The sequence below is a fragment of the Ensifer sp. Root558 genome (assembly GCF_001427045.1).
In the GTDB taxonomy this organism is placed as follows: Bacteria; Pseudomonadota; Alphaproteobacteria; order Rhizobiales; family Rhizobiaceae; genus Ensifer; species Ensifer adhaerens.
Genome location: NZ_LMGC01000009.1, coordinates 12,132 through 35,168, shown reverse-complemented (window position 1 = coordinate 35,168; position 23,037 = coordinate 12,132). Strand labels below are relative to the sequence as shown.

Here is a 23,037-nt window from a genome sequence, read left to right as displayed (position 1 = left end):
ACCGCCCCCTCCCGGCACTTGCAATGCCGCGCCGACAGCTCTCCTCAGCCGGCGCCTGCCTGGGCGTGATAGAGGCGGCTGTAGGCGCCCTTGGCGGCCAGCAGCGTTGCATGCGGTCCCTGTTCGCGAATGCCGCTGCCGTCGACCACGACGATGCGGTCGGCATCGCGGATCGTTGCCAGCCGGTGCGCGATGATCAGCGTCGTGCGCCCCTTGGAAAGCTCGGCGAGCGACTGCTGGATTGCTCTCTCGGTTTCCGTGTCGAGCGCCGAGGTGGCCTCGTCGAGAATGAGGATCGCCGGGTTTTTCAGGAACATGCGGGCGATCGCCAATCGCTGTTTCTGTCCGCCGGAAAGCTTGACGCCGCGTTCGCCGATCACCGTGTCCATGCCGTCGGGCAGGGCCGCGATCATGCCGTCGAGCCGGGCGCGCCGCGCCGCTTCCAGGATGTCGGCTTCGTTTGCTCCGAGCCGGCCATAGGCGATGTTGTCGCGAATGGTGCCGGCAAAAAGGAAGACATCCTGCTGCACGATGCCGATCTGGCCGCGCAGCGACGACAGGGTGATGTCGCGGATATCGGTGCCGTCGACAGTGATTGCGCCTTCCATCACTTCGTAGAAGCGCGGCAGAAGCGAGCAGATCGTCGTCTTGCCGGCGCCCGACGGGCCGACGAAGGCGATCGTCTCGCCGGCGCGGATCGTGAGGTCGATATTCTGGATGATCGGCTTTTCGGCGCTGTAGCCGAAGGAGACGTTGCTGTAGGTGATGTCGCCCTTGAGATCAGCGCCGTCGGTCGCACCGGGACGATCCTCGATATCGGGCTCGGTTTCCATCAGTTCGAGGAAGCGCTTGAAGCCGGCGATGCCCTTCGGATAGGTCTCGATCACCGAATTAATCTTCTCGACCGGCCGGAAGAAGACGCCGACCAGAAGCAGGAAGCTGACGAAGCCGCCATTGGTCAGCTCGCCCGTCAACACGAAGTAGCAGCCGGTAATCATCACGATCAGCTGCGTCAGCCGCATGCTCATGTAGCTCAGCGACGTGCTGGCCGCCATGATACGGTAGGCCTCAAGCTTGGTGCGGCGATAGTTCTGGTTGTCGGTCTCGAACAGGCTGCGCTCATGGGCCTCGTTGGCGAAGGCCTGGACCACGCGCATGCCGCCGACATTCTCCTCGATACGGGCGTTGAAGTCTCCGATCCGGCCGTAGAGATTGCGAAAATTCCGGGTCATGCGCCCGCCGTAGCGGCTGGTTACCCAGGCGGTCAGCGGCACGACGGCGGCGGTAATCAGCGCCAGCTGCCAATGCACCATCAGCATCAGGATCAGCGCACCGATGAAGGTCATGACGGCAATGAACAGATCCTCCGGACCGTGATGCGCGACCTCGCCGATTTCTTCCAGATCCTTGGTGAGGCGGCCGACGAGATGGCCGGTCTTCTGGTTGTCGAAGAACGAGAAAGAGAGCTTCTGCAGATGATCGAAGGCCATGCGCCGCATGTCCGTCTCGATATTGATGCCGAGCATGTGGCCCCAATAGGTGACGGTTGCCATCAGGCCGGTGTTGAGCAGGTAGACGATCAGCAGCCCCACGGAGGACAGCAGGATCAGTGTCCATTCCTGGCTCGGCAAGAGCTGGTCGACGAACAGCTTCACCGCAATCGGGAAGCCGAGTTCGAGCAGGCCTGATAGTACGGCGCAGGAAAAGTCGAGAATGAACAGGCCGCGATAGGGGCGGTAGAACGCGAAGAAACGCTTCAGCATGCACGTGCACTCACTGGGGGCGGGGGCGCCATGGGCGCTGATAGAAAGATGATTTTTAATGTCATGTTTTTGGATCGAAACCAACCCAGAAAAGCGTGAAAGCGTGTCGGCCACGTGACGCGACCGATGTCTCGTGCACCTGCGAGACGCAATCGGTTCACTTCGGCACCGGTGGGAAGGAAACGTTAACCATAGGCTTCGTAGAAATGGAATCAGCAGAGCAAATCGCCTTCGGTTGGGGACACCGGAAGCGGAGCCATTGCTCGATATCACTACGCGTAGGGCGTCTTTGTGCGTTCGCGTCAACGCACGAAGTCCAGGGGGCAAACGAGACGATGGCAATCAATCAATCAGTGGAAGCCACGGAAACCAACACCATTGTTCCGTTTCCGGTGGTCAGGAGATTGCATGCCATTCGCAGTGCTGCCGCCGAGCTTGAAGATCTGCACGGTGCCGAGGCGCTGCAATTCTGGCGCCGCCGCTGCCGCGCTCTAGCGGATGAGCTCTTTGCCTGCGGATGTTCGGAAGACGAAGTGCGCCATCAGGTTCTGGTTTTTCAGGACGAGGTGCAGATCGAGCTGCAGCATCGCCACCTCTCGCGTCTTTCTGCAGGCGCGATGAGCCAGTAGCCGCTGCGTCTCAAGCCACCGGCAATTCCGGATCCCAGGTAAACAGCTCCTTGGCCCTCGCGATGCCGCGCAGCGCAAAGCGGCCGAGCGAGACTGCGTGGACCCGTTCATCCGGCGGGCAGGCTTCGACGAAATCAGACGACATGATCATGTGCCGCTCGACGGAACGGCACATCGAGGAAATGCGGCTCACCTCATTGACCGCCGGGCCGACCACGGTGAAATCGAGGCGGGTCTGGCTGCCGATATTGCCATAGAAAACTTCGCCGATATGGAGCCCGAGATAGACCTCGGTGGTCGGCTTGCCTTCGGCCTGCCGGCGGGTGTCGAGTTCCGCAAGCATGCGGCGCAGCTGCCGTTCGGCGGCGATTGCGTTGGCGCAGGCGGTCCCCGGATCGTCGGCATTGAAGATCGCCAGAACACCGTCGCCGATCAGCTTCAGCACGCTGCCGCCATGGTCGTGAATGGCGGTGATCACGGTTCCTGAATAATCGTTGAGAAGCGGGATGATCTCGTCGGGTGCTGCGGTGTCGGAGATGCGCGTATAGCCGCGCAGGTCGGAAAACCACATGACCGTTTCGATGCGTTCGGCCGAACCGCGGGCAATGCTGCCTTTGACGACGCGCTGGCCGGCATCGGCGCCGAGATAAACGTCCGCAAGCGTGCTGATGATCCGCACGCATGAGCCTGCCTTCACCGCCAGCGCAAGCGTTGGCAGCAGGATACGGAGTGCTGCGATGTCATCGTCGCTGAAGCCACCGTCGTTCCGCGTCGTCCAATAGGAATAGAAACAGTCCATCTCGCCGACGCGGCCCTGGTCGGTGAAGTGGTGGATCATGCTGACGCAGTCGGTGTGGCCTTCGTCTTTCAGCTTGTCCAATATGTTGTAGGTGGTGCCCTCGTCGGAGGAAAGCCGGATGCGGCGCTCCGCGGTTCGGTCGCAAAGCATGTGGTAGAAGATCGAATTCTGCCAGTTCAGCAGCGCCTCGCCCGTGGTCGTCGAGCCGTATTGGATGACCTCCGGCGTGATCTCGCTTTCGTCGTTCCACTGGAACGCGCGCCCCTCGAATTCGGGATGCAACGTGTCGATCAACCCGAGCGCGCGGGCAAGGTCGAGACCGGCTGCCCGACATTGCTCGCAGAAGCCGGCAAACAGCTCCGGCTCGTCCAGTCCCTTCAGGCCCTGTTCGGAAAGCCAGAGCACGATATCGCGTAGCTGTTGGTCGTTCATGGCGCATCCCGCTCGGCCGAGGTCGACTGCCTGATGATGTGGTGCATCATCCATAGCCGAACCAGGGCTCAGAGCGAAAGATGCAGTTTGCCCGTTTCGCTCTCCGCCGGCACGGCGCAACAGATCAGCGCTTCGCCTTCGCCGACCGGGAAGGAGGGCTGCGAGGGGTAGGTCACCCTGCCCTCCAGCACTGGCGTCCGACAGGTGCCGCAACTGCCGTTGCGGCAGCCGTATTCCGGCTTCAGGCCACGCGCCTCCGCCAGATCAAGCAGCGTGCCTTCGCCCGGTTGCCAGCGCGCCTCCTTGCTCGACTTGGCAAAGACGACGTGAACCGGGGCGTTCGCCGCCGGTACCATCACCGGGGCAGAACCGCCGTCCGGCCTCCGGGTCAGCGACGACAGCCCGAAGGCCTCCGCATGGATGCGGGCATCGGCGATGTTGAGCGCCCGCAAGCCGTCATAGAGCGACTGGGTGAAGGCGGCCGGGCCGCAGAGATAGAAATCGTAGTCGTCGAAGGGCAGGGTGGCCTTGAGATGGGTGAGGTCGATGCGACCGGCAATGTCATAGTCCTGGCTTTCGATGGCCGTTGCCGGCTGGCTCAGCGCCCGCACCAGACGAATATTGCCCTCGCCTTCCGCGACCAGGTCGGCGATCTCCCGATCGAAGGCGCGCTCTTCCGGCGAGCGGGCGGCCTGAAAGATCCAGGTCGGGCGCGTGCGCCGCTTGCGGCGGCTTTCGGCGACAATGTGCTTGAGCATGGCAAGGATCGGCGTGATGCCGACGCCGGCGCCGATCAGCACGGCGGGCCGCCGCTCGGTTCCATCGATCGTGAAGCTGCCGGCAGGCGCCCGCGCCTCGATCCGGTCTCCAGGCTTCAGTCCGTGCAAGTGCCGGGAAGCCACGCCGTCCTTCTTGACGCTGATGCGGTAGAGACCATCCGTCGGTGCCGAGGACAGCGTATAGCTCCTGACGAGCGGTCTTTCGCCGTCTCCGACGTTGATGCGGATCGGCAGGTGCTGGCCGGCCTGATGGACCATGAGCCCGACGCCATCGTCCGGCGCGAGGTAGAGTGAGCGGATCGTCGTGCTCTCGTCCTCAACGCGGGCAATCCGGAACGGGCGCCACGCATCGGCAAGGGCCGCGGCCTCAAGCCGGACCTTCGCCTGATCCCAGTCGCCGGTGGAATTGAGACTGGGAGACCAGCCGCCCTCCTCGAAGGCCCAGCGAAGCGGCAGGCCGTCCTCGCGATAAATGACCTTCTCCGGCCGGAAGCGCCACAGGCGTTCGGCGCCCTGAAATGCCGCGACCTCCGGAGAAGACAGGATCACCTCGGCGCTGCCGGTCATCTGCAGCATGTCGCCGGTCGCAAAATCGACGAACAGCAGTCCTGCGCGCGGGTTGACCATGAAATTGCCGAGCGTGTTGAAGAACAGGTTTCCGGAGAAGTCCGGAATCGTCAGCACGCCGTCCTCGCCGATCTGTACGAAACCCGCCTTGCCGCCGCGATGCGAGACGTCGACCTGGCGCTCGCCGCTGTCGCGATCGACGTAGGACGCGACGAAGAAGGTGTCGGCCTTGGCGATGATGGCCCGGGCGCGGGCGTCGAGCACGCGACCATGCACCGGGCGCACCGAGGCCGGCTGGTGCGGGTCGCGAACGAAGGCGAACTGACGAAGCTGGATATATTGCGGGCAGTTGCCGAAGCTCTGCCGGACGCGGAGCGTGAAGCCGTCGTCGGCATCGCGCCGGATCGCGCCGTTCAACCGGTTCCTGCGCCGGGTTTCGAGCTGGATGCCGAGCATGCCGATGGAGTGCGCGTCCTCCATGCCGGCATCGGCCGGATCATCCCTGTCACGCGGCAACCGTATATCGAGGTTCCAGGCGTCCGGCGCCTGCATGAAGCCGGGGGCTGCCGCGCGCATCGTCGCCCAGACATCGCCGCTCGCGTCGACGGCCCCGAACATGGCGAAGGGCAGCATCGGGAAGAATTGCTGGTGCTGCTCCGGCATGAAGCTGCGCACGAAATTGCGCCCGGTCGCATCCATGCGCTCGGCGACGCCGAGGCTGCGCTGGATGGCGAGTTCGCCTTCGTGCCACGGCGAATCCGGCTTTTTCTGCTGTGCGTTGTCCGGCATGGTCGGGTGTCCCGGTTGGAAGGGGGCCGGGGCAGCGTTGCCGCCCCGGGGAGCTTGGATCAGGCGGCGAGGCCGACGGCGGTCTTCTCAAAGCCGACGAAGCCGGGCAGGCGCTCGATGCGCGAAAGCCAGGCACGAACATGGGCGTAGTCGGAAAGGTCGACATTGCCTTCCGGTGCTGCCGACACGTAGCTGTAGAGTGCGACGTCGGCGATGGTCGGCCTTGCGCCTACGAGGAAGTCGTGGCCGGCAAGCTCCGCATCGATCTGTGCAAGCACCCGGTGGGCCCTGGAGATCGCCCCTTCTGCATCCAGATTGGCGCCGAAGACCGTGACGAGACGCGCGGCTGCCGGACCGAAGGCGATGTCGCCGGCGGCAACCGAGAGCCATTTCTGCACCTTCGCCGCCGCGGCCGGATCTTCCGGCAGCCAGTCGATGCGGCCGAGCTTCTTGGCGAGGTAGACGAGGATGGCGTTGCTGTCGGCGATGACCGTGCCTTCGTCGTCGAGCACCGGAACCTGACCGAAGGGATTGAGCGCCAGGAATTCCGGCGCCTTGTGTGCGCGCGCCTTGAGGTCGACGTCGATCAGCTCGTGCGGCACGCCGAGCAGCGACAGGAAAAGCTGCGCCCTGTGCGAGTGGCCGGAGAGCGGATGGCGGTAGAGTTTCATGGGAGATGTCCTCGAAGAGCTTGAGAACCGTCACGGCCCTCCGGCGGTTCGGAATGAACCGCCTTCGAGATCAATCTATGACTTTCCAATTTTCGGCAGTAGAATGCGATTTCGATAGTCTGATTTCCGAATTATGGAAGGATAAAAGTGGACCGTCTCGACGCCATGGGGGTTCTGATCGCCGTCATCGAAAACGGCAGCCTGTCGGCCGCCTCCCGGCACCTCAAGGTGCCGCTGGCCACGATCAGCCGGAAGGTTTCCGAGCTTGAAGCGCATCTGGGCGCGCAACTCATCACCAGGACCAACCGTTGGATCCAGTTGACCGAGGCGGGCCGCGTCTATGTCGAGGCTGCCAAGGAGATCCTTGCCCGCGTCGAAGAGGCGGAACGGGTGGCAGCCGGCGAATACAGCACGATCAAGGGCGATCTGACGGTCTCTGCGCCCATCGTCTTCGGACGCCTGCATGTGCTTCCCGTCGTGGTCGATTTCCTCAAGGCTCATCCCGAGGTCGATATGCGGCTCGCCTTGGGCGACCGGTTCGCCAATCTCGTCGACGATCACATCGACGTGGCGCTGAGGATCGGCAACCTGCCCGACAGCAATCTCGTGGCGACGAAGATCGGCACGGTGCGCCGGGTGGTCTATGCAAGCCCCGATTATGTCGCGCGGCATGGCGTGCTCCGGCACCCGAGCGAACTTGCCGATCACGATTGCATCACCTTCGAAAACGTCACGGCCGCCCATGTCTGGCGTTTCCTCGACGGCGGGCGCGAGCTGGCCGCGCCGATCCGGTCGCGGCTTATCGTCAATACCGCGGAATCCGCCGTCGACGCGGCGATATCCGGTCTTGGATTGACGCGGGTGCTTTCCTATCAGGTGGCGCGCCAAGTGGCGGACGGCCTGCTCGTGCCGCTGCTGGAAGACTTTGAGCACCCGGCGCTGCCGGTCCAGCTCGTCTATCTTCCGCAGGGGCTGGTGCCGATGAAGCTGCGGGCCTTCGTCGACTTCGCCGCCCCGCGGCTGCGCGCGGTCCTGCGATAGTGGGCGGCGGCTAGTCCGGCTGGCTGCGTTCGCCGGTCGTCGGGCGGATGTGTCGGGCGTAGGTTCGGCCGACGCGGATCTCGCTGCCGTCGGAGAGAAGGGCGATGAGCGCGGCGAAGGGGGCCTGCTTCAGCCCCATGATACAGTCCCGGCGCACGATCGAGCTGCGATGCAGCCTGAGGAATTCTGCGGGATCGAGGCGACGCTCGAGCGAGGCGAGGCTTTCGTGGTGCAGATAGGACCGGCCCTCGACGTGAATGCGGACATAGTCGCGTTCCGCCTGAAAGCGCACGACCCGGTCGAGCGCGATCCGCACGAATTCTCCCCGGGCCTTGATCCAAAGGTCGCCGGTCTGGGTTTCGTGCTTGCGCAGCGCCTTGCGCAGCGCCGTCACGGTTTCGTTGAGTTCGAGCACCCGCTCGGCGCTCGTGCGTGCGGCGATTGCGAGGCGGGCTCGCTCGATCGCGGTGCGCAGGCGGCTGGATTCGATCGGCTTGGTGACATAGTCGACCGCGGCGGCTTCGAAGGCGCGCAGCGCATAGTGGTCGAAGGCGGTCACGAAAACGACTGCGGGTGCGTGGTCGCCCAGCCGTTCCAGGACATCGAAGCCGGTGCCGCCCGGCATCTGGATGTCGAGCAGGATCGCGTCCGGCGAAAGCTCGGCAACCATGGAGCAGGCTTGCTGCACGTTGCCGGCCGTTCCCACCACCTCAACGGCGGGCATGGCGCCGAGCAGGCGCAGAAGGCGCCGCCGCGCCAGCGGCTCGTCGTCGATGACGAGGATCGAAAGCGGAACAGTCTGGATTTCATTCATGCAAGCCTCAGCGGCATTGTGATTGCAGCTCTGAAACGACCGGGCGTGACGAGACCCGAAACGCAGGCGCCGACGCCGGGAAAACGAGCCTGGACGCGATCGGCTACATTCTTGAGTCCGATCCCCGTGCCCGGCCTCCGCTCGGTTTCGGGTGCTGCCGCAATGTCGTTTTCGACGGAGATTTCCAGCGCATGGCCCACTTTGGCGGCGCTGATGACGATTTCCACCTGATCCGGCGAGCGGCTGACCCCGTGCTTGACGGCATTTTCGATCAGCGGCTGCAGGATGAGGCTTGGCACCAAGGCCTCCTCGAGACCGGTGTCGATGTCCATTCGGAGCCTCATGCGGTCGCAATAGCGCTCGCCCTCGATATGCAGGTAACCGGCCTGGAGCGCGAGTTCGTCGGCAAGCCGCACGTCGTGCAGCGGGTCAAGCTCCAGCGTCGTGCGCAGAAAGTTGGACAGCGACATCACCATGCGCGTCGCGGCAAGGGGCTGCCCCTCCTCGATCAGGCCGGTGATGGAGTTCAGTGTGTTGAACAGGAAATGCGGGTTGACCTGGTAGCGCAGCGCCCGCATCTGTGCGGCGAGTGCCTCCTCGCGCGTGATCGCCAGGCGTCGCTCGCGCTCGCGCAGTTCGAAGCTGTAGAGCAATGCCACGAAGAAGAAGGACCAGCCGACGAAGGTCGCCATGCTGTAGACCAGCGTGTAGCCGATGCTGGTCCAATCGGGCGTGATCGGGTCGGGACGCACGATGAAAAGATAGAGAAGAAAGTCGACGCCGGTGTTGGCGATCGCAGCCATCAGAGCGGTCGTAAAGCCGACGACGATCTTCAGCGCGATGTGTTGATGGCGGACGCCGAACATCGCAGCGGCGATGCCATAGGAAAAGACCATGCCGCAGGACATCAACAGGAGCTTGCCTGGCGCGGACATGATCGGGTCGATCCCGAGGATCGCCCAAAGAATGCTGCTGATGAGGAATTCCACGAACCAGTAGAGAAAACCGAGCCAGAGCGTCGCGCGCCGCACGCTGGCGATGTAAGCGCTCTCGTCCACCGATCTTGCGTCGTCCTCAGGTTTCATGGCCATTTTTATCCTTCAACCGGCCGCCGATGTCGATTGCCGTTCGTCGGCCAAATCGAGCGGTTTGCAGAAAGGCCCGGACTTTCGACCTTTGCCGGCCGTCGTTGGCCGGAGAGCGGCGATCAGACCAGCCGCAGCGGCATGGTGATCGCTGCCCGAAAACGGTGCGGTGCCACGAGGCCGGATATGAAGGCTCCGACCTCGGGGAACCGGGCCTTGATGCGGTCGGCGACAATCCTCAGTCCGGTGCCGGTCCCGGCAGGTTTATTCGCCGGGCGGGGCGGCTCGTTCGCCATGTCGTTTTCTACGGAAAGCTCCAGCGTCTCGCCTTGCCTTGCCTTGCCGCCCGGATCACGATCTCGACCACGCCGATCGAACCGCCGACGCCGTGCTTGATCGCATTTTCGATCAATGGCTGAAGGATGAGGCTCGGGACCAGCGCCTGCTCCAGGCCCGGTGCAATGTCGAGCTTGACCCGCATGCGGTCGGAGAAGCGTTCGCCCTCGATGTTGAGATAGCCGAGCTGCAAGGCCAGCTCGTCGGCAAGGCAAACGTCCTGCATCGGATCCAGCTCGAGCGTCGTGCGCAGGAAGGAGGAGAGCGAGAGCACCATGCGGCGGGCGGTCGTCGATGCGCCCTCTTCGATCAGCCCGGCAATCGAGTTCAAGGTGTTGAACAGGAAGTGCGGATTGACCTGGTAGCGCAGCGCCCGCATCTGCGCCGTCAGCGCTTCCTCCCGTGTCACGGCAAGCCGGCGTTCCCGCTCGCGCAGTTCGTAATTGGCGAGAAGGGCGATGTAGAGAAACGCCCATCCGTGAAACAGCGCCATGCAATAGATGAGGGTGTAGCCGACATTGGTCCAGTTGATTGGGCCCGGATCGCCATGCTCGATCAGGCCGTGACTGAGGAGATCGACGCTGGCATTGATCGCTGCGGCGACGAGCGCCAGGGCGGAGCCGAGCAGAAGCTTGAAGAGGATGGACCTGCCCCGGAAGCGAAAGAGTGCCACTGCCATCGCATAGGACATGAGTGTCCCGTTCAGCATCAGGATCAGGGTGATCGGCGCGATCGCAATCGGGTCATATCCAAGGAAAGCCCAGAGCGTACTGCTGATGACGAACTGCATGAACTGGTAGAGGAGCCCGAGGAAGAGCGTCGCCCGCCGAACGCTTGCGGCATATCCAGCCTCGTCAGGCAAAACCGTCTCATGTCCTCGCGCCATGCGAGGTTTTATCCTTCAAGTCCATATGGTTGTCGACCGCCGTTCGTCGCCGAAAACAAGCCGTTTGCAGAAAGCCACAGCCCTTCGACGCCGCAATCTGCCGTTTGCAGAAAGCCGAATTCTCGCTTTTTGCGGGCTTGCTATAGCCGCCCCATGACCCGTGCTTTCCCGGCGAATCCGTTCGCCTGGGATTTGTACGCCCACGAATGAAAAGGAAAAGGGGCAGACATTGAATACCTGTGCGAAGGCGGACGTTTTGAGGATCAACCTTCTGAGTTCGACGGCGCTCGGTCGCGCCGGCCTGCTCTCGCTGGCTCTGGCCGCCGTGCCACTCGTGCCGTCGCCCGCAAAGGCGGCCGGATTGTTGGTTCCAAACGACACAACGTGGTCCAGCGACCATACGATCAACGGCAATCTCGTTATCCGCGGCGGGCCGGGTGGCGCGACACTGACGATCAACAATGGCGCCAAGGTTGAAAGTACCGATGGTTACATAGCAGACAGTCGCGGCAGCGTCGGCACGGTCGTCGTCTCCGGGCCGGGCTCGACCTGGGACATCGTCGATGCCAATCCCAACGGCGACCGCATGCTCTTTGTTGGCGGCTTCGAAGGCGGTATCTATGGCGGCAAGGGCACGCTGATCGTCGAGAACGGCGGCAAGGTTTCGGCTAAGGAGACCTATGTCGGCGCCCTGCAGGAGGGCGACGGAACGCTCGTGGTGCGCGGCGCGGGTTCCATGCTAAACACCGAGTTCCTGGGGGTCGCTTACGGTGCACTGACGCTCAACACCGCTACAGTTCGGATCGAGGACGGCGGCCTCGTCAACACCAACAAGACCTACTTCGAAAACGGCACGGTGCTCGTCACCGGCGACAATACGCGCTGGGTCAACACCGGTGAATTCACGATCGGCGACAGCTTTACCGTCGAGAAGGGCGCTGTCGTTTCCACCAACACCGCGATCCTGCGTGAGGACGAGAGCACCGACACCATCCAGGCCGTTATCGACGGCGCCGGCAGCGAACTCAAGGTCGCCGACAGGTTGCTGATCGGCGAGGCTGGTCGGGCGAACCTTTCGATCGCCAACGGCGGCAAGCTCTCGGTTGGCGGTGACATCGTGCTCTCCGCCGTCGGCGGCATCAACAACGAGGGCATTGGCAACCTGACGATTGGCGGCAAGGTCAATCTCAACAACATCGCTGAACCGATCGCCGAACAGGCGCAGGCGGCAGGCACGGTCAATTCCTCGGCGAAGATCGATTTCGGACCGCGCAAGGGCTACGTCAACTTCAACCATACGAACACGGGCTACGAGTTCGCCAACACGATGGTCGGCAAGGGCACGATCACCAACTTCTCCGGCGAGACCATCGTTGGCGGCGACCTGTCGAAGTTCTACGGCAAGGTGAATGTCTCCGGCGGCAAGCTGGTCCTGAAGGGCAATATCGACACGATCGACAACGACCCGGACAACGGTCCCGTGGACTTCAGCGAGACCCGCTTCGAAGTGAGCGGCGGCACCCTGATCGTCGATGGCGAAACGGGACGTGTTGAGGGCGATCGTTTCTATACCAATGAAGTGAATGTGCTCGGCGAGTTGAACCGCATTCGCAATCCGAACTCGACCGCTTTCGGCAGGCTCGGCGGCTCCGGCACGGTCGGCGACACGTTTATCGACAAGAATGCGATCATCTCGCCCGGCAACAATTCGACCGGAACGCTGACGATCATGGGCCGGCTGGATATGGCCTCTGGCTCGATCTATGAGGCCGATATCGCCGGCGACGGCCGCTCCGACCGGATCGTTGTCAAGAGCATAGGCACCAACGACAACACCGGTATCGCCAAGATCGGAACCGGTACCAATGTCCAGGTGACGGCACTCGACGCCAACACCAGCTACAAGACCGGTCAGACCTACACGATCCTGACCGCCGATCGTGCGATCGAAGGCAAGTTCGCCGAGGCGATTTCGAAATCGGCGTTCCTCGAAATCTCGCTCGACCAGAAGGAAAAGCAGGTCGATCTGACGATCAAGGTCAAGAACGGCGGCAAGCCGGGCGGCGAAGAGCCGGGTAAGCCGGGTGAGCCGGGTGGAGAGCCGAAACCGGGCGAGCCGGGCGGAGAGCCCAAGCCTGGTGTCTTCGAAGGCGAGGCTGCCACCGGCAACCAACGGCAGACGGCACTGGCGCTGAACACTCTTGCCCAGAGCGGCCCGTCGGTCGGCCTCTACAATGCATTGACACTGCTCGACGGCGCCGGGGCACGCCGTGCCTTCGATCAGCTCTCCGGCGAAGTCCATGCGTCGGCCCAGACCGCGTTGATCAACGACAGCAGCCTGTTGCGCCACGCGGCGAACGACCGCATCCGCGATGCTTTCGGCGACGTCGGCGCTGCAAACGTCCCGGTTCTGGCCTACGGTCCGGAGGACAAGATCACGACAGGCGCAGTCGCGGCGGTCAACTCTGTCCCGGTGGCGCCGCCGGCCATGGTCGGCTGGGGACAGGTGTTCGGGTCCTGGACCAACACCGACGGCAACGGCAACGCCGGTGCGCTCGATCAGTCGACCGGCGGTTTCGTTACCGGTTTCGATGCGGCTATCTCGGACAATGCGCTCGTCGGTATCATGGCCGGCTACAGCCGGACCAACTTCGACGTCGACAGCCGCTCGGCGAGCGGCAACAGCGACAATTACCACCTTGGTGTCTATAGCGGCAGCCGGTGGGGCGACGTCGCACTGCGCTCGGGCCTTGCCTATACCTGGCATTCGATCAACACGTCGCGCAATGTCGCCTTCCCGGGCTTCAGCGATCAGTTGAAGGCCGATTATGACGCCGGTACCTTCCAGGCCTTCGGTGAAGTCGGCTACCGCATCGACCTGCCGAGTGTCGCGCTCGAGCCGTTCGCCAACCTCGCCTATGTCAGCCTGCACACCGACGGCTTCACCGAGCGCGGTGGTGCGGCGGCCCTTTCGAGCCGGAGCAACACGACGGATACGACCTTCACGACGCTCGGTCTTCGCGCTTCGGCTCCGCTCAGCCTCGGCACGACCGAAGCGAAGCTGCGCGGCATGCTCGGCTGGCAGCATGCCTTCGGCGATACGACCCCGTTCTCGTCGATGGCGTTCGGCACGGGCAGCGCCTTCTCGGTCGCCGGTACGCCGATCGCCGAGGATGCGGCGATCATCGAAGCCGGCATCGACTTCGCGCTGACCGGCAATGCGAGCCTCGGCATCACCTATACCGGCCAGTTCGGCTCCGGCACGACGCAGAACGCGGTCGACGCCAAGCTCGATGTGCGCTTCTGATGCGCAGGTTCGTCTGGCTCTCGACAATGCTGATGGCGACGTTCGTCGCCATCACGCCGCTTCATGGCGAAGACGCCGCCGGCAAACCCGCGGCGCCCTCCCAGCTTTCGGAGACCTACGAGGACTGGAGCGTCGCCTGCGCCGAGATCGAGGGAAAGAAACATTGCCTCCTCTCGCAGCGCCAGTTCCACAAGAGCGGTCAGCATGTCCTGACGATCGAGCTTCGCACGGCGGCCGAAGCCGGGCTTGAGGGGAGCCTCGCGCTCCCCTTCGGTCTTTATCTGGACAAGGGCGTGACGCTTGGCGTCGACGACGCGACCGGCGGCAAGCCGACCCGCTTCCGCACCTGCTTGCCGCTCGGCTGCATCGTGCCTTTGACCTTCACCGAAGCGACGGTTGCGCTGCTTCGTAGCGGCACGGCATTGAAGATCGGCGCGTTCGCCAGCGACAGCCAAAAGGACGTGGCGTTCGCTGTCTCGCTCAAGGGCTTCGCTGCAGCACTCGACCGGGTGATCGCCCTGTCCGGAAAGAGCTGAGGCAACGTCACGGCCTTCGCTTCACCGCCAGGCTTTTGGCCGGTTTTTTTAAGGTGCGTAGCCTCCCGGGGCGGGCCCGGTCGTGCGAAAGAGCGCGGCCGGGTCTTCTCCATGGGGGGAACCGAGTGTCGCCATCCGGACGCGCCACCGTTGGTGGGCGCTTTCGGCCTATCGGGAGGACACGTCGATCGCATCGCCGATGGCGTAGAAATGCCCGCCCGCCACATAGTGCAGGCTGCGCAAGGCCGGATCGGCCGTCTCGAACATCCAATGCCCGTCGCGAAACACGCGATCGTCGGCCCAGGCCGCGAAGACTTCGCCGATGAACAGGTCGTAGCGGCTCTCGATCGACGGCTCGCTGATCAGCCGGCAGGCGAGCCAGGCGGAGCAACCGGTAACAAGCGGAAGATCATAGTCCGGCATGTCGAACAGTTTGACGCCGGCGTTGCGAAGTTTGTCGGGATCGTCGTGAAGGCTCGTGGTGCCCACCGCATGGGTCAGCAGCGCCTGGGCGGCGGTCGGCACCTGGATGACGAACACGCCCGCTTCCTCCGCGAGGCTGCGGGTACGGGTGGCGCTGTCGAGCACGACCGTCAGCTTGGGCGGATCGTAATCGAGCGCGCAGGCCCAGGCTGCCGCCATCACATCCTGAACGCCGCCATGGCGGGCGGAAACCAGGACTGTCGGGCCATGGTTCAGCAGCCGGTATGCCTTTTCGAGAGGAACGGCACGAATATGCGAAACCATCAGACTACCTCACCGCCATTGGCGGACATTGACCGATCATGCCTCTTCTATAGGGGCGCTGCATTTCGCCAACAAGCGCAACCTTTCGCGGTGCCGGAGGGGCGGTACGGCAGCGGCTAAGGCACTTGAAAGGGATGCGGGCCGACGAAACATAAGCATTTGACAAACGCATACCCGTTTGGCTATACGTTATTTCATAGCCAAACGGGTATGAGATATGACTGAGTTACAGGACGCGGTTTTTCGGGCGCTCGCCGATCCCACACGCCGTGGGCTCTTCGAACACCTTTGCCGCCAGGGGGATACCACGGTCGTCGGCTTGTTGGCCGATGCCGGGGTTTCGCAGCCGGTCGTGTCCAAGCATCTCAAGATCCTGAAGGCTGCAGGGCTCGTGCACGACCGGCATGAGGGCCGCTACACCTATTACAGCGCCCGGCGCGAAGCGCTCGCGACGCTGGTTGACTGGACGACGGAGATGGCCGGCTTCTGGCAGGACCGCTTCGACGATCTCGATGATCTCCTGAAGAGAATGGACCAATGATCGAAACAACGGAAACCACCCGCTCTGTCGTCGTCGAACGCGACTTTCCCTATCCGCCGGAGAAGATCTGGCGCGCGCTGACGCAGCCGCATCTGATTGCCGAATGGCTGATGCGCAACGATTTCATTCCCGAAGTCGGCCGTCGCTTTACCCTTTCCGCCGATTGGGGCCAGGTCGATTGCGAGGTTCAGACGATCGAGGCGAACCGCTCGCTCGCCTATCGCTGGGACACCAAGGACTTGACCAGTGTCGTCACCTGGACGCTCGCGCCCGCCAGGGGCGGCACGAGCCTGCGCATGGAACAGCGCGGCTTCAGAGCCGACCAAAAGGCCTATTTCCAGGGCGCGACGGTCGGATGGCCACGCTTCTTCACCCAGCTGGAAGACGTCGTCGCGAAACTCGACTGATCGCAGCCATTGACGACCGTTGCTCAAACCCAAGGTGCCAGAATGACCGCCCTGATCCGGAAAATCCATCGCTGGACGTCGCTGCTCTTCTCCCTGGCCGTTGCCGCGATCTTTGCCGGCATGCCAGTAATGACGCTCCCCGAATGGGTCTACTACCTGCCCCTGCCGCCGTTGGCGGTGCTGCTACCGACCGGCATTTACCTTTTCGTGCTGCCCTATCTGGGCAAGCCCGAGGGCAGGATGCAGGCGGCGGAGTAGGGAATAGCGCCAGCCCGGCTCAATCCGCGGACAGAGCCGGGCTGGCAAAGCGCTTGCGATATTCGGCCGGCGTGACGCCGACATGGCGCATGAAGGCGCGCCGGAGCGTATCGGCATCGGCAAAGCCGCAGCGGGCGGCGACCTGCTTGGGGGCGTCCTGCCCCTGCTCGAGCAGGCGCCTGGCCGCCGCGACACGTGCTTCTACGATCGGCCCAACATCGGGCATAAGCGACCAGCGAAACAGATAGGGCGCAAAATCGCTGCTGATTGTCATACTGCGGATCCGCTGATTGCGCGCGGTGGCACCACGGCCACGGCGCGAACTGACGAGCGCTTCCCTCAGGCCTGCTCCACGAGGCAGTCGATCAATGCTCGGGTCGCAGCCGGTAGGTTTCTGTGCGGCGGATAAATGAGGGAGAAGGGGCGCGACCGGCCACCGAATTCCGGCAGAAGCTCGACCAGGCTGCCGCGCGCCAGGCGGTCGCGCGCGATGAAATCATAGGTTTGGCAGATCCCGAGGCCTGCCTCCGTCAACGAGACGGTGCCGAGCACGTCGTCCTCCACCTGGATCGGGCCATGGGGTATCCAGTCGAGGTCGGCTCCGGCGACGCGCAACAGCCATGGGGCCGGACGCCCGCTGCTCGGCATGATGAAGGGCAGGCAGGTATGTGCTGCGAGCTCGTCGACAGAACGCGGCATGCCACGCCGCGCGACGTAATCGGGCGAGGCGACCAGCCTCAACGGCGCATCTTCGAGCCTTCTGCCGATCATGCCGCTGTCGGGGAGCTGGCCGAGGCGTATGGCAAGGTCGTAGCCCTCGGCGACCAGATCGACATTGCGGTTGGCAATCGACAGCTCGACGGTGACGGATGGATGCCTCGTCGCGAAGCGGGTCAGCTTTTCCGGCAGCTGGAAATGGCCATAGGTCGTGGGCGCACTGAGCCGAACGCGTCCGGCAACAACGCCGTCGCCTTGAATGGCGCGTTCGGCCTGATCGATTGTCTCGAAGGCTGCTCGCACCTGATCGAGGTAGACCCGCCCGGCGTCGGTGAGGCTGATGCGCCGCGTCGTCCGCCGCACCAGCTGCGTGCCGAGTTTCGTCTCGAGCCTGGTGATGGCGCGGCTCAGCACGGAAGGCGTCGTGGCCAGCGCGACGGCTCCTGCGGTCATCGACCCCTTGTCCATGACGGTGATGAAAGCCTCGACATCGGCGAGGTGATCGAAGCGACGCATTTTTGCCTCTGAAGACCAGATCATTTCCTGCGCGGCGCATTTATCGCCGCAGATGGAAGCAATAAATAAGCAGCATCAATTGAGAGCCGCAATGTCAGGCTCGCTTCAACCAGGAGAAAATGATGCCAGAGACGACATCCGTTCCGAAAAAGCCTGTGCTCTTTGTGCTCACCAGCCATGGCACTAAGGGGGAGGGCGGCCAACCCACCGGCTTCTATCTTGGAGAGGTCACCCACCCGCTTGCCGTGCTCGAGGCGGCCGGCATTGCCGTCGAGTTTGCTTCGATCAAGGGCGGCGAGCCGCCGGTCGACGGGCTCGACCTCAATGACGGGACCAATGTCCGCTACTGGAACGACGAAGGGTTCCGTGCCGCAATCCGCACGACGGTTCGGCTCGATGATATCGATCCCGCCCGCTACGCGGCCATTTTCTTCGCCGGCGGTCATGGCGCCATGTGGGACCTGCCACAAAGCCGCGCCGTCGACCGGGTGACGCGTTCGGTGTTCGAGGCCGGCGGTGCTGTCGCGGCGGTCTGCCACGGACCGGCAGCCCTCGTAAACGTCAAGCTTTCCGACGGCCGCTATCTGGTTGCTGGCCGCAACGTCAGCGCCTTCACCGATTCCGAAGAGCGCGCCGTCGGCCTCGACAAGACGGTCCCGTTCCTGCTCGCAAGCACGCTTGTCGAGCGCGGTGCGACGCACCATCCGGCCGCGGACTGGACATCGAAGGTGGTTGTCGATGGCAGGCTGATCACCGGCCAGAACCCGCAGTCGGCGACTGGGGTCGGCGAGGCGCTTCGCGATATCCTGAGTGCCTGATCCCGCGTAGCCGGGCACTTGGAAAGGTTCGGCAAGTCTGTCCCGATCGTGCTGCCGGCGATGCGTCGCCGACAGCGTGAGGCGAACCGGACAGGTGGGGCGCTCGACTGCCATTGCGTTGGCCATGGCGGGAAACCGGAAAAACCGCCATGTTCACCATCCCTGTCGCGTCCGGTTGACACGGCCCGCACACCATTGGGTAAGCCGTCTCGGGCCGGAAAGTTCCGTCGGAGCGGAGGCTTCAGCCGCGCCGCGCCGCCTCGATCGCAGCGACGTCGATCTTGCCCATGGTCATCATCGCTTCGAAGGCGCGCTTTGCTTCGCCGCCGCCGGCCGCCAGGGCATCGGTCAGGACCCTTGGCGTGATCTGCCAGGAAATGCCCCATTTGTCCTTACACCAGCCGCAGGCGCTCTCCTGTCCGCCATTGCCGACAATGGCGTTCCAGTAGCGGTCGGTCTCCTCCTGTCGTCGGTGGCGACCTGGAACGAAAAGGCCTCGTTGTGCTTGAACATCGGCCCGCCGTTGAGGCCGAGGCAGGGAATTCCGGCGACCGTAAACTCCACCGTCAGCACGTCTCCCGCCTTGCCCGACGGAAAGTCGCCGGGCGCGCGGTGCACGGCACTGACCCGGCTATCGGGAAAGATCTCGGCGTAGAAGCGAGCGGCTGTCTCGGCCTCCTTGTCGTACCAGAGGCAGATCGTATTCTTGGCCATGACGCGTCCTTTCGTTTTGAAGCCGGAGGGGCCGTTTCCTTCGCCACCTGCTCTGCGAGATAGGTCGGTGCCCCCGTTTCTCCACCCTGAAATCTTCCCGCACTTGCCTTTGCCCGACGGAACGCGCGTCGAAGGCATGTGCGCCGGGTCGTCGCATCCGGCGCTTTCCCGTTGGAAGTTCAACCGCTGATACCTAATTGTGCAGCCTCGATACGCGCGCGAGGCTTCTCTTCGCGCGCTCCTAGGGGATGCGGATGATACAACTGAATGGAACTGTTGCGGTGGTAACAGGTGCTGGTCGCGGCCTCGGAGCGGCCCTGGCCTATGCATTGGCCGAAGCGGGCTGCGCTCTCGTGTTGTGCGGGCGCAGCCAGAGCGCGCTCACGGACGTGGCCGAACCGATTGTCCGTGCTTTCGGGCGACGGGTACAAACCGTTGCGCTCGATCTTGCGGATGCGAAAAGCGTGGCTGCGGCAGTCGAGGGCATCAAGGCCGAGAACGGACGCATCGATATCCTCGTGAACAACGGCGCCATGTGGCTCGAGGACAGTGACGAGGATCATCCTGATGACGCGGTGCTCGGCGTCGTCAACGCGGCGGTTACCGGGACCTTCCTGTTCACCCAGGGGCTGCTGCCTTTGTTCGCTCACTCGCCCCGGCCGGATATCGTCACGATCGGCTCGATCAGCGGCCTGCCTAATGCCGCACTCCAGACCGTGTCCGTGCCCTTTTATGCTGCCAAGCGGGCGCAGGCCGCCCTGGCCGATGGCCTGCGCCAGAAGCTTGCAGGTACCCCCGTCCGTTCGATCGTCGTCCACCCGCCATACATTGAGGACATCTCGCCGCTTGATGGCGCATGGGAGGCGGCCGGCAGTCGACGGAAGGGCGAGGCGGCGACGAACCGGGACATCGCCGAGGCAGTGCTGTTCGCGCTGACGCGGCCGCGGCATGTAACCTTGTCGATCACCGTCGATGCCGACGAAGGCGGCCTCTATCCGTCTCCGGCTCGCTCCGCCTAGCGGCGGGGGCCTGTCAGAGACCGATCCGATACATTGCCGAACGCCCCAATGGCGTTCGGCGAAAATCAGGCATCGTTCGCCGAGATCCTTCAATCTCGATCGTCCACATATGCAGACGATAAGTCCAATTTAGGCCGACTACAGAGGCGCCGTCCACGTCGATATATCCATGACATCAACAATGGAGAAACGACATCATGCACAGTGTCTCTGAACCGATCTTCACCTCAGGCTTTCCACTCGGAAGTTCCGCCGGCCTGGTCACCGCCTTGGAATGGCTCGGCCAGCCCTATCGCCTCACCCGCGTCGACATGCTCGGGGAAATGCGCACCGACGCCTATGAGCGCTTCAACGGTCGGGTCGAAACGCCCGCTCTCGTGACCGACAAGGGCGACGTGCTGACCGAGACCATGGCGATCGCCTTATGGCTGGAGGGGCGCGATCAGGAGCGTCGCATCAGCTTCGCCCCGGGCACTTTCGAGGCGGACCGCATGCACCAGTTCATCGCCTTCCTCAACACCGGCTTTACCGGCGCGTTCTTCTCGATGTGGGTGGCGCTGGAATCCGAAGGCGCCACGGAGGAATACCGCGAAACCTTGCGCGCCTTCGGCCGCGAATTCGTCGCCAAGCGTCACAAGCAGCTCGAAGCGATGATGGGCGACAGCGATTACCTCATCGGCGACCGGCCGACGCTTGCCGATGCGGTCTTTGCCGGCGTGGCCCGCTGGGTCGATTTCCATGAGGCGATCGATCCGAAGGACTATGCGCGCAACTATCCGCGCATCCATGCGCTGCGCCAGCGCATCGAGGCCGATCCGGCCTTCCGCTTCGCAGTGGCGATCGAGGATGGCGAGCCTGTTACCGGCAGCGGTGCGATGAAGGGCCTCGTCCCGCTCGAGGATGTGTTGCGGATGACGGGCGCACTCCGCGCGTGATTTAAGAAAGTGAGGTGGCGCACCGGCAGGCGGTGCGCCACCTCAAACAGTTGGAGCGGCCAGCCGCCGCCGACATCACACCTCGAATACGTCGACGAACGATTCCGGGAAGCTTTGCCGGGCAACCTTCTCGTTGATGACGAGCAATGCTTCGTAGGACACGGGATCGAAATCCTTGTCGACCGGCAGCACCTCGCGTCCGAACAGGAGGTTCAGCCGGGCGGCATCGAGATTGCCGCGCTCGAATGGTTCCGCGCCGAAATGATGCCAGAGGGCGTGGAGGAAGGCCGCATCGATGCGGTGCGCCCCCGAGCCGGGCCGGGCATGGCGGGGCAACGCCTTGATCGGCGTTGCTCCCTTGGGGTTGGCCCGACGGATGACGAACTGGATGCCCGTGCCCGGCATGGCGTAGGGAAAACCCCGGTGTTTCGTCATATCAGCCAGCTTGGCCATTCTATTCTCCTTAGGCGGTCTGCTTCTCGACGATCTTGTCCTCAGTCTTCGTATCGAAGTCGGAAGCGTCGTGACGCTCATGCAATTGTTCGGACGGGTTGCCGCTCAAGCGGTTGACCATGCGGCCACGCTTGACGGCCGGCCGGGCGGCGATCTCGGCCGTCCAGCGCTGGACGTGCTCGTAGCTCTGAACCTCGAGGAAAGTACCGGCATCGCCATATACCTGCCCGAGCGCCAGATTGCCATACCAGGGCCAGGTGGCCATGTCGGCAATGGTGTATTCCGAGCCGGCGAGGAAGCGGTTCTCCGCGAGATGGCGATCGAGCACGTCGAGCTGGCGCTTCACCTCCATCGCGTAGCGGTCGATGGCGTATTTGATCTTCATCGGCGCATAGGCATAGAAATGGCCGAAGCCGCCGCCGAGGAACGGTGCCGAGCCCATCTGCCAGAACAGCCAGTTCAAGGTCTCTGTGCGGGCGCGAAGCTCGCTCGGCAAGAAGGCGCCGAATTTCTCGGCGAGATAGGTGAGGATCGAGGCCGATTCGAACACGCGCACCGGCGCGCCGCCGCCCTTGGGCGCATGGTCCATCAGCGCCGGGATCTTGGAGTTCGGGTTGACGTCGACGAAGCCAGAACCGAACTGGTCGCCGTCTCCGATCCGGATCGGCCAGGCATCGTATTCGGCGTCCTTATGGCCGGCCGCCAGCAGCTCTTCGAGCATGATCGTGACTTTCACGCCGTTCGGCGTCGCCAGCGAGTAAAGCTGCAACGGATGCTTGCCGACGGGCAGATCCTGATCGCGCGTCGCGCCGGCGGTCGGACGGTTAATGCTGGCAAACGCGCCGCCATTGCCCTTGTCCCAGGTCCAGACCTTGGGAACGTCATAGCCGGCGGGGAAATTGTCAGCGGGGGATTTTTCGGTCATCAAATCTGTCCTTGTCTTGGCGGAAACCTCGAACGTCGTGTTCGCTTATATAGGAAGTTTATCAAGCCACCACATCGACTTGGCTGCGAGGACGACCATGCTCAAAGGCCAGACGCTGGAGAATTTTTTTATCGAAGTTGGATGAGACCGGCATCCGTCGGCACGAAACCGCACCGGTCGACGTAGAATTCGCGCAGATGCGGGTCGAAGTCTACATGCAGCCATTCGCAGCCCGAGGCCTTGGCGTGCGTTACGGCCTCTTCGACGAGCAGCGTGGCGTAACCCTTACGCCTCAACGGTAGCGTCACCATCGTATCGAGCAGGAAAGCATGCACGCCACCGTCCCAGGCGACATTAACGAAGCCTGTCAGTGCGCCCGAGATCCGCATGGTGACCCAGCCGAGGCTGAAGCGGTTGACCTGGCTCCACCAGTCGTCATCGGTCAAGGCGTGCTCGAAGCATTCGGCGTGCAGGGTATTCAGTTCCTTGTTTTCAAATGCGCCGCGCCAGGCGAACGCGGGTACTTCAGTCGGATTCTCTACCGTCACGGTTC

The 23,037-nt window shown here is 63.3% G+C and carries 23 protein-coding genes and 2 pseudogenes; 10 read left to right on the top strand and 15 right to left on the bottom strand.

Translation table 11 applies throughout. The features are described from left to right. Positions 1–44 precede the first annotated feature (44 nt). Positions 45–1,763, bottom strand: a complete 1,719-nt coding sequence (locus ASD63_RS11395) for an ABC transporter ATP-binding protein (protein WP_060529300.1) — start codon at positions 1,761–1,763, stop codon at positions 45–47. A 335-nt stretch (positions 1,764–2,098) separates the two neighbouring features. Here ASD63_RS11395 and ASD63_RS11390 point away from each other — a divergent pair, with 335 nt between their 5' ends. Further along, on the top strand, positions 2,099–2,392 hold the full coding sequence (locus ASD63_RS11390; RefSeq protein WP_060529299.1) for a DUF6074 family protein: 294 nt from the start codon (positions 2,099–2,101) through the stop codon (positions 2,390–2,392). Positions 2,393–2,402: 10 nt separating this feature from the next. Here ASD63_RS11390 and ASD63_RS11385 read toward each other — a convergent pair whose 3' ends face one another. From ASD63_RS11385 to ASD63_RS11375, 3 genes are all read right to left on the bottom strand, one after another. Then, positions 2,403–3,623 (bottom strand): adenylate/guanylate cyclase domain-containing protein, encoded by a 1,221-nt coding sequence (locus ASD63_RS11385; protein ID WP_034787961.1) that lies wholly within the window; start codon positions 3,621–3,623, stop codon positions 2,403–2,405. A gap of 68 nt (positions 3,624–3,691) precedes the next feature. Then, positions 3,692–5,758, bottom strand: coding sequence for a pyridoxamine 5'-phosphate oxidase family protein (locus tag ASD63_RS11380; RefSeq protein WP_060529298.1), 2,067 nt, complete (start codon positions 5,756–5,758; stop codon positions 3,692–3,694). A gap of 59 nt (positions 5,759–5,817) precedes the next feature. Continuing rightward, the gene (locus ASD63_RS11375; RefSeq protein WP_060529297.1) at positions 5,818–6,429 is read right to left on the bottom strand and encodes a glutathione S-transferase; all 612 of its coding nucleotides are present in this window, start codon (positions 6,427–6,429) and stop codon (positions 5,818–5,820) included. A 147-nt stretch (positions 6,430–6,576) separates the two neighbouring features. Between ASD63_RS11375 and ASD63_RS11370 the strand changes: the two genes are divergently transcribed. Continuing rightward, positions 6,577–7,470, top strand: coding sequence for a LysR family transcriptional regulator (locus tag ASD63_RS11370; RefSeq protein ID WP_060529296.1), 894 nt, complete (start codon positions 6,577–6,579; stop codon positions 7,468–7,470). 10 nt (positions 7,471–7,480) lie between these two features. On the opposite strand, the gene ASD63_RS11365 is transcribed toward ASD63_RS11370, so the two are convergent. The 4 genes from ASD63_RS11365 to ASD63_RS11355 form a co-directional block, all read right to left on the bottom strand. Further along, the gene (locus ASD63_RS11365; protein WP_060529295.1) at positions 7,481–8,284 is read right to left on the bottom strand and encodes a LytTR family DNA-binding domain-containing protein; all 804 of its coding nucleotides are present in this window, start codon (positions 8,282–8,284) and stop codon (positions 7,481–7,483) included. Next, a complete protein-coding gene (locus tag ASD63_RS11360) occupies positions 8,281–9,369 on the bottom strand; it encodes a histidine kinase (protein WP_060529378.1) in 1,089 nt (362 codons plus the stop codon). Before ASD63_RS11360 ends, ASD63_RS11365 begins: the two co-directional genes overlap by 4 nt. A gap of 122 nt (positions 9,370–9,491) precedes the next feature. Then, on the bottom strand, positions 9,492–9,665 hold the full coding sequence (locus ASD63_RS35660) for a hypothetical protein (protein ID WP_200953479.1): 174 nt from the start codon (positions 9,663–9,665) through the stop codon (positions 9,492–9,494). Between the two features lie 8 nt (positions 9,666–9,673). Next, positions 9,674–10,591, bottom strand: coding sequence for a histidine kinase (locus ASD63_RS11355; RefSeq protein ID WP_200953477.1), 918 nt, complete (start codon positions 10,589–10,591; stop codon positions 9,674–9,676). Between the two features lie 256 nt (positions 10,592–10,847). Here ASD63_RS11355 and ASD63_RS11350 point away from each other — a divergent pair, with 256 nt between their 5' ends. Further along, positions 10,848–13,898 carry an autotransporter domain-containing protein gene (locus tag ASD63_RS11350; RefSeq protein WP_162253346.1) on the top strand — a complete coding sequence of 1,017 codons (3,051 nt, stop codon included), beginning with the start codon at positions 10,848–10,850 and terminating at the stop codon, positions 13,896–13,898. Next, positions 13,898–14,434, top strand: coding sequence for an invasion associated locus B family protein (locus tag ASD63_RS11345; RefSeq protein ID WP_034787678.1), 537 nt, complete (start codon positions 13,898–13,900; stop codon positions 14,432–14,434). The genes ASD63_RS11350 and ASD63_RS11345 overlap by 1 nt, the downstream gene beginning before the upstream one ends. Positions 14,435–14,602: 168 nt before the next feature. Here ASD63_RS11345 and ASD63_RS11340 read toward each other — a convergent pair whose 3' ends face one another. Then, entirely contained in the window at positions 14,603–15,181 is a 579-nt protein-coding gene (locus ASD63_RS11340) for a flavin reductase family protein (protein ID WP_034787676.1), read from the bottom strand. Between the two features lie 217 nt (positions 15,182–15,398). Here ASD63_RS11340 and ASD63_RS11335 point away from each other — a divergent pair, with 217 nt between their 5' ends. The 3 genes from ASD63_RS11335 to ASD63_RS11325 are packed head-to-tail and all read left to right on the top strand — an operon-like array spanning position 15,399 to position 16,387. Next, a complete protein-coding gene (locus tag ASD63_RS11335) occupies positions 15,399–15,722 on the top strand; it encodes a metalloregulator ArsR/SmtB family transcription factor (protein WP_034787670.1) in 324 nt (107 codons plus the stop codon). Then, on the top strand, positions 15,719–16,129 hold the full coding sequence (locus tag ASD63_RS11330) for an SRPBCC domain-containing protein (RefSeq protein WP_034787666.1): 411 nt from the start codon (positions 15,719–15,721) through the stop codon (positions 16,127–16,129). Before ASD63_RS11335 ends, ASD63_RS11330 begins: the two co-directional genes overlap by 4 nt. Positions 16,130–16,171: 42 nt before the next feature. After that, positions 16,172–16,387 carry a hypothetical protein gene (locus ASD63_RS11325; RefSeq protein WP_034787664.1) on the top strand — a complete coding sequence of 72 codons (216 nt, stop codon included), beginning with the start codon at positions 16,172–16,174 and terminating at the stop codon, positions 16,385–16,387. Positions 16,388–16,406: 19 nt separating this feature from the next. Here the strand turns inward: ASD63_RS11325 and ASD63_RS11320 are convergent. Both ASD63_RS11320 and ASD63_RS11315 read right to left on the bottom strand, forming a co-directional pair. Then, positions 16,407–16,586: pseudogene (locus tag ASD63_RS11320) on the bottom strand (helix-turn-helix domain-containing protein); the annotation flags it as partial. Between the two features lie 140 nt (positions 16,587–16,726). Then, a complete protein-coding gene (locus tag ASD63_RS11315; protein WP_034787658.1) occupies positions 16,727–17,620 on the bottom strand; it encodes a LysR family transcriptional regulator in 894 nt (297 codons plus the stop codon). 122 nt (positions 17,621–17,742) lie between these two features. Between ASD63_RS11315 and ASD63_RS11310 the strand changes: the two genes are divergently transcribed. After that, the gene (locus ASD63_RS11310; protein ID WP_034787656.1) at positions 17,743–18,438 is read left to right on the top strand and encodes a type 1 glutamine amidotransferase domain-containing protein; all 696 of its coding nucleotides are present in this window, start codon (positions 17,743–17,745) and stop codon (positions 18,436–18,438) included. A gap of 241 nt (positions 18,439–18,679) precedes the next feature. On the opposite strand, the pseudogene ASD63_RS11305 reads toward ASD63_RS11310, so the two are convergent. Continuing rightward, a pseudogene (locus tag ASD63_RS11305) lies at positions 18,680–19,152 on the bottom strand (VOC family protein). Between the two features lie 248 nt (positions 19,153–19,400). On the opposite strand from ASD63_RS11305, the gene ASD63_RS11300 reads away from it, so the two are divergent. Together ASD63_RS11300 and ASD63_RS11295 are read left to right on the top strand one after the other, a co-directional pair. Beyond that, entirely contained in the window at positions 19,401–20,171 is a 771-nt protein-coding gene (locus ASD63_RS11300) for an SDR family NAD(P)-dependent oxidoreductase (RefSeq protein WP_348272614.1), read from the top strand. 197 nt (positions 20,172–20,368) lie between these two features. Beyond that, positions 20,369–21,106, top strand: coding sequence for a glutathione S-transferase family protein (locus tag ASD63_RS11295; protein WP_034787650.1), 738 nt, complete (start codon positions 20,369–20,371; stop codon positions 21,104–21,106). Between the two features lie 75 nt (positions 21,107–21,181). Here ASD63_RS11295 and ASD63_RS11290 read toward each other — a convergent pair whose 3' ends face one another. The 3 genes from ASD63_RS11290 to ASD63_RS11280 form a co-directional block, all read right to left on the bottom strand. After that, a complete protein-coding gene (locus ASD63_RS11290; RefSeq protein WP_034787648.1) occupies positions 21,182–21,559 on the bottom strand; it encodes a hypothetical protein in 378 nt (125 codons plus the stop codon). Between the two features lie 10 nt (positions 21,560–21,569). Next, positions 21,570–22,484 (bottom strand): glutathione-dependent disulfide-bond oxidoreductase, encoded by a 915-nt coding sequence (gene yghU / locus ASD63_RS11285; protein WP_034787644.1) that lies wholly within the window; start codon positions 22,482–22,484, stop codon positions 21,570–21,572. A 128-nt stretch (positions 22,485–22,612) separates the two neighbouring features. Further along, positions 22,613–23,032 carry a GNAT family N-acetyltransferase gene (locus ASD63_RS11280; protein ID WP_034787642.1) on the bottom strand — a complete coding sequence of 140 codons (420 nt, stop codon included), beginning with the start codon at positions 23,030–23,032 and terminating at the stop codon, positions 22,613–22,615. Positions 23,033–23,037: the final 5 nt, after the last annotated feature.

Coding starts and splice junctions, on each gene's coding strand:
- ASD63_RS11385 (WP_034787961.1), bottom strand. CDS start 3,623: ATGAACGACCAACAGCTACGCGATATCGTGCTCTGGCTTTCCGAACAG.
- ASD63_RS11395 (WP_060529300.1), bottom strand. CDS start 1,763: ATGCTGAAGCGTTTCTTCGCGTTCTACCGCCCCTATCGCGGCCTGTTC.
- ASD63_RS11310 (WP_034787656.1), top strand. CDS start 17,743: ATGCCAGAGACGACATCCGTTCCGAAAAAGCCTGTGCTCTTTGTGCTC.
- ASD63_RS11375 (WP_060529297.1), bottom strand. CDS start 6,429: ATGAAACTCTACCGCCATCCGCTCTCCGGCCACTCGCACAGGGCGCAG.
- ASD63_RS11355 (WP_200953477.1), bottom strand. CDS start 10,591: ATGGCGCGAGGACATGAGACGGTTTTGCCTGACGAGGCTGGATATGCC.
- ASD63_RS11360 (WP_060529378.1), bottom strand. CDS start 9,369: ATGAAACCTGAGGACGACGCAAGATCGGTGGACGAGAGCGCTTACATC.
- ASD63_RS11345 (WP_034787678.1), top strand. CDS start 13,898: ATGCGCAGGTTCGTCTGGCTCTCGACAATGCTGATGGCGACGTTCGTC.
- ASD63_RS11365 (WP_060529295.1), bottom strand. CDS start 8,284: ATGAATGAAATCCAGACTGTTCCGCTTTCGATCCTCGTCATCGACGAC.
- ASD63_RS11330 (WP_034787666.1), top strand. CDS start 15,719: ATGATCGAAACAACGGAAACCACCCGCTCTGTCGTCGTCGAACGCGAC.
- ASD63_RS11295 (WP_034787650.1), top strand. CDS start 20,369: ATGCACAGTGTCTCTGAACCGATCTTCACCTCAGGCTTTCCACTCGGA.
- ASD63_RS11325 (WP_034787664.1), top strand. CDS start 16,172: ATGACCGCCCTGATCCGGAAAATCCATCGCTGGACGTCGCTGCTCTTC.
- ASD63_RS11335 (WP_034787670.1), top strand. CDS start 15,399: ATGACTGAGTTACAGGACGCGGTTTTTCGGGCGCTCGCCGATCCCACA.
- ASD63_RS11390 (WP_060529299.1), top strand. CDS start 2,099: ATGGCAATCAATCAATCAGTGGAAGCCACGGAAACCAACACCATTGTT.
- ASD63_RS35660 (WP_200953479.1), bottom strand. CDS start 9,665: ATGGCGAACGAGCCGCCCCGCCCGGCGAATAAACCTGCCGGGACCGGC.
- ASD63_RS11340 (WP_034787676.1), bottom strand. CDS start 15,181: ATGGTTTCGCATATTCGTGCCGTTCCTCTCGAAAAGGCATACCGGCTG.
- ASD63_RS11290 (WP_034787648.1), bottom strand. CDS start 21,559: ATGGCCAAGCTGGCTGATATGACGAAACACCGGGGTTTTCCCTACGCC.
- yghU (WP_034787644.1), bottom strand. CDS start 22,484: ATGACCGAAAAATCCCCCGCTGACAATTTCCCCGCCGGCTATGACGTT.
- ASD63_RS11380 (WP_060529298.1), bottom strand. CDS start 5,758: ATGCCGGACAACGCACAGCAGAAAAAGCCGGATTCGCCGTGGCACGAA.
- ASD63_RS11300 (WP_348272614.1), top strand. CDS start 19,401: ATGCGGATGATACAACTGAATGGAACTGTTGCGGTGGTAACAGGTGCT.
- ASD63_RS11315 (WP_034787658.1), bottom strand. CDS start 17,620: ATGCGTCGCTTCGATCACCTCGCCGATGTCGAGGCTTTCATCACCGTC.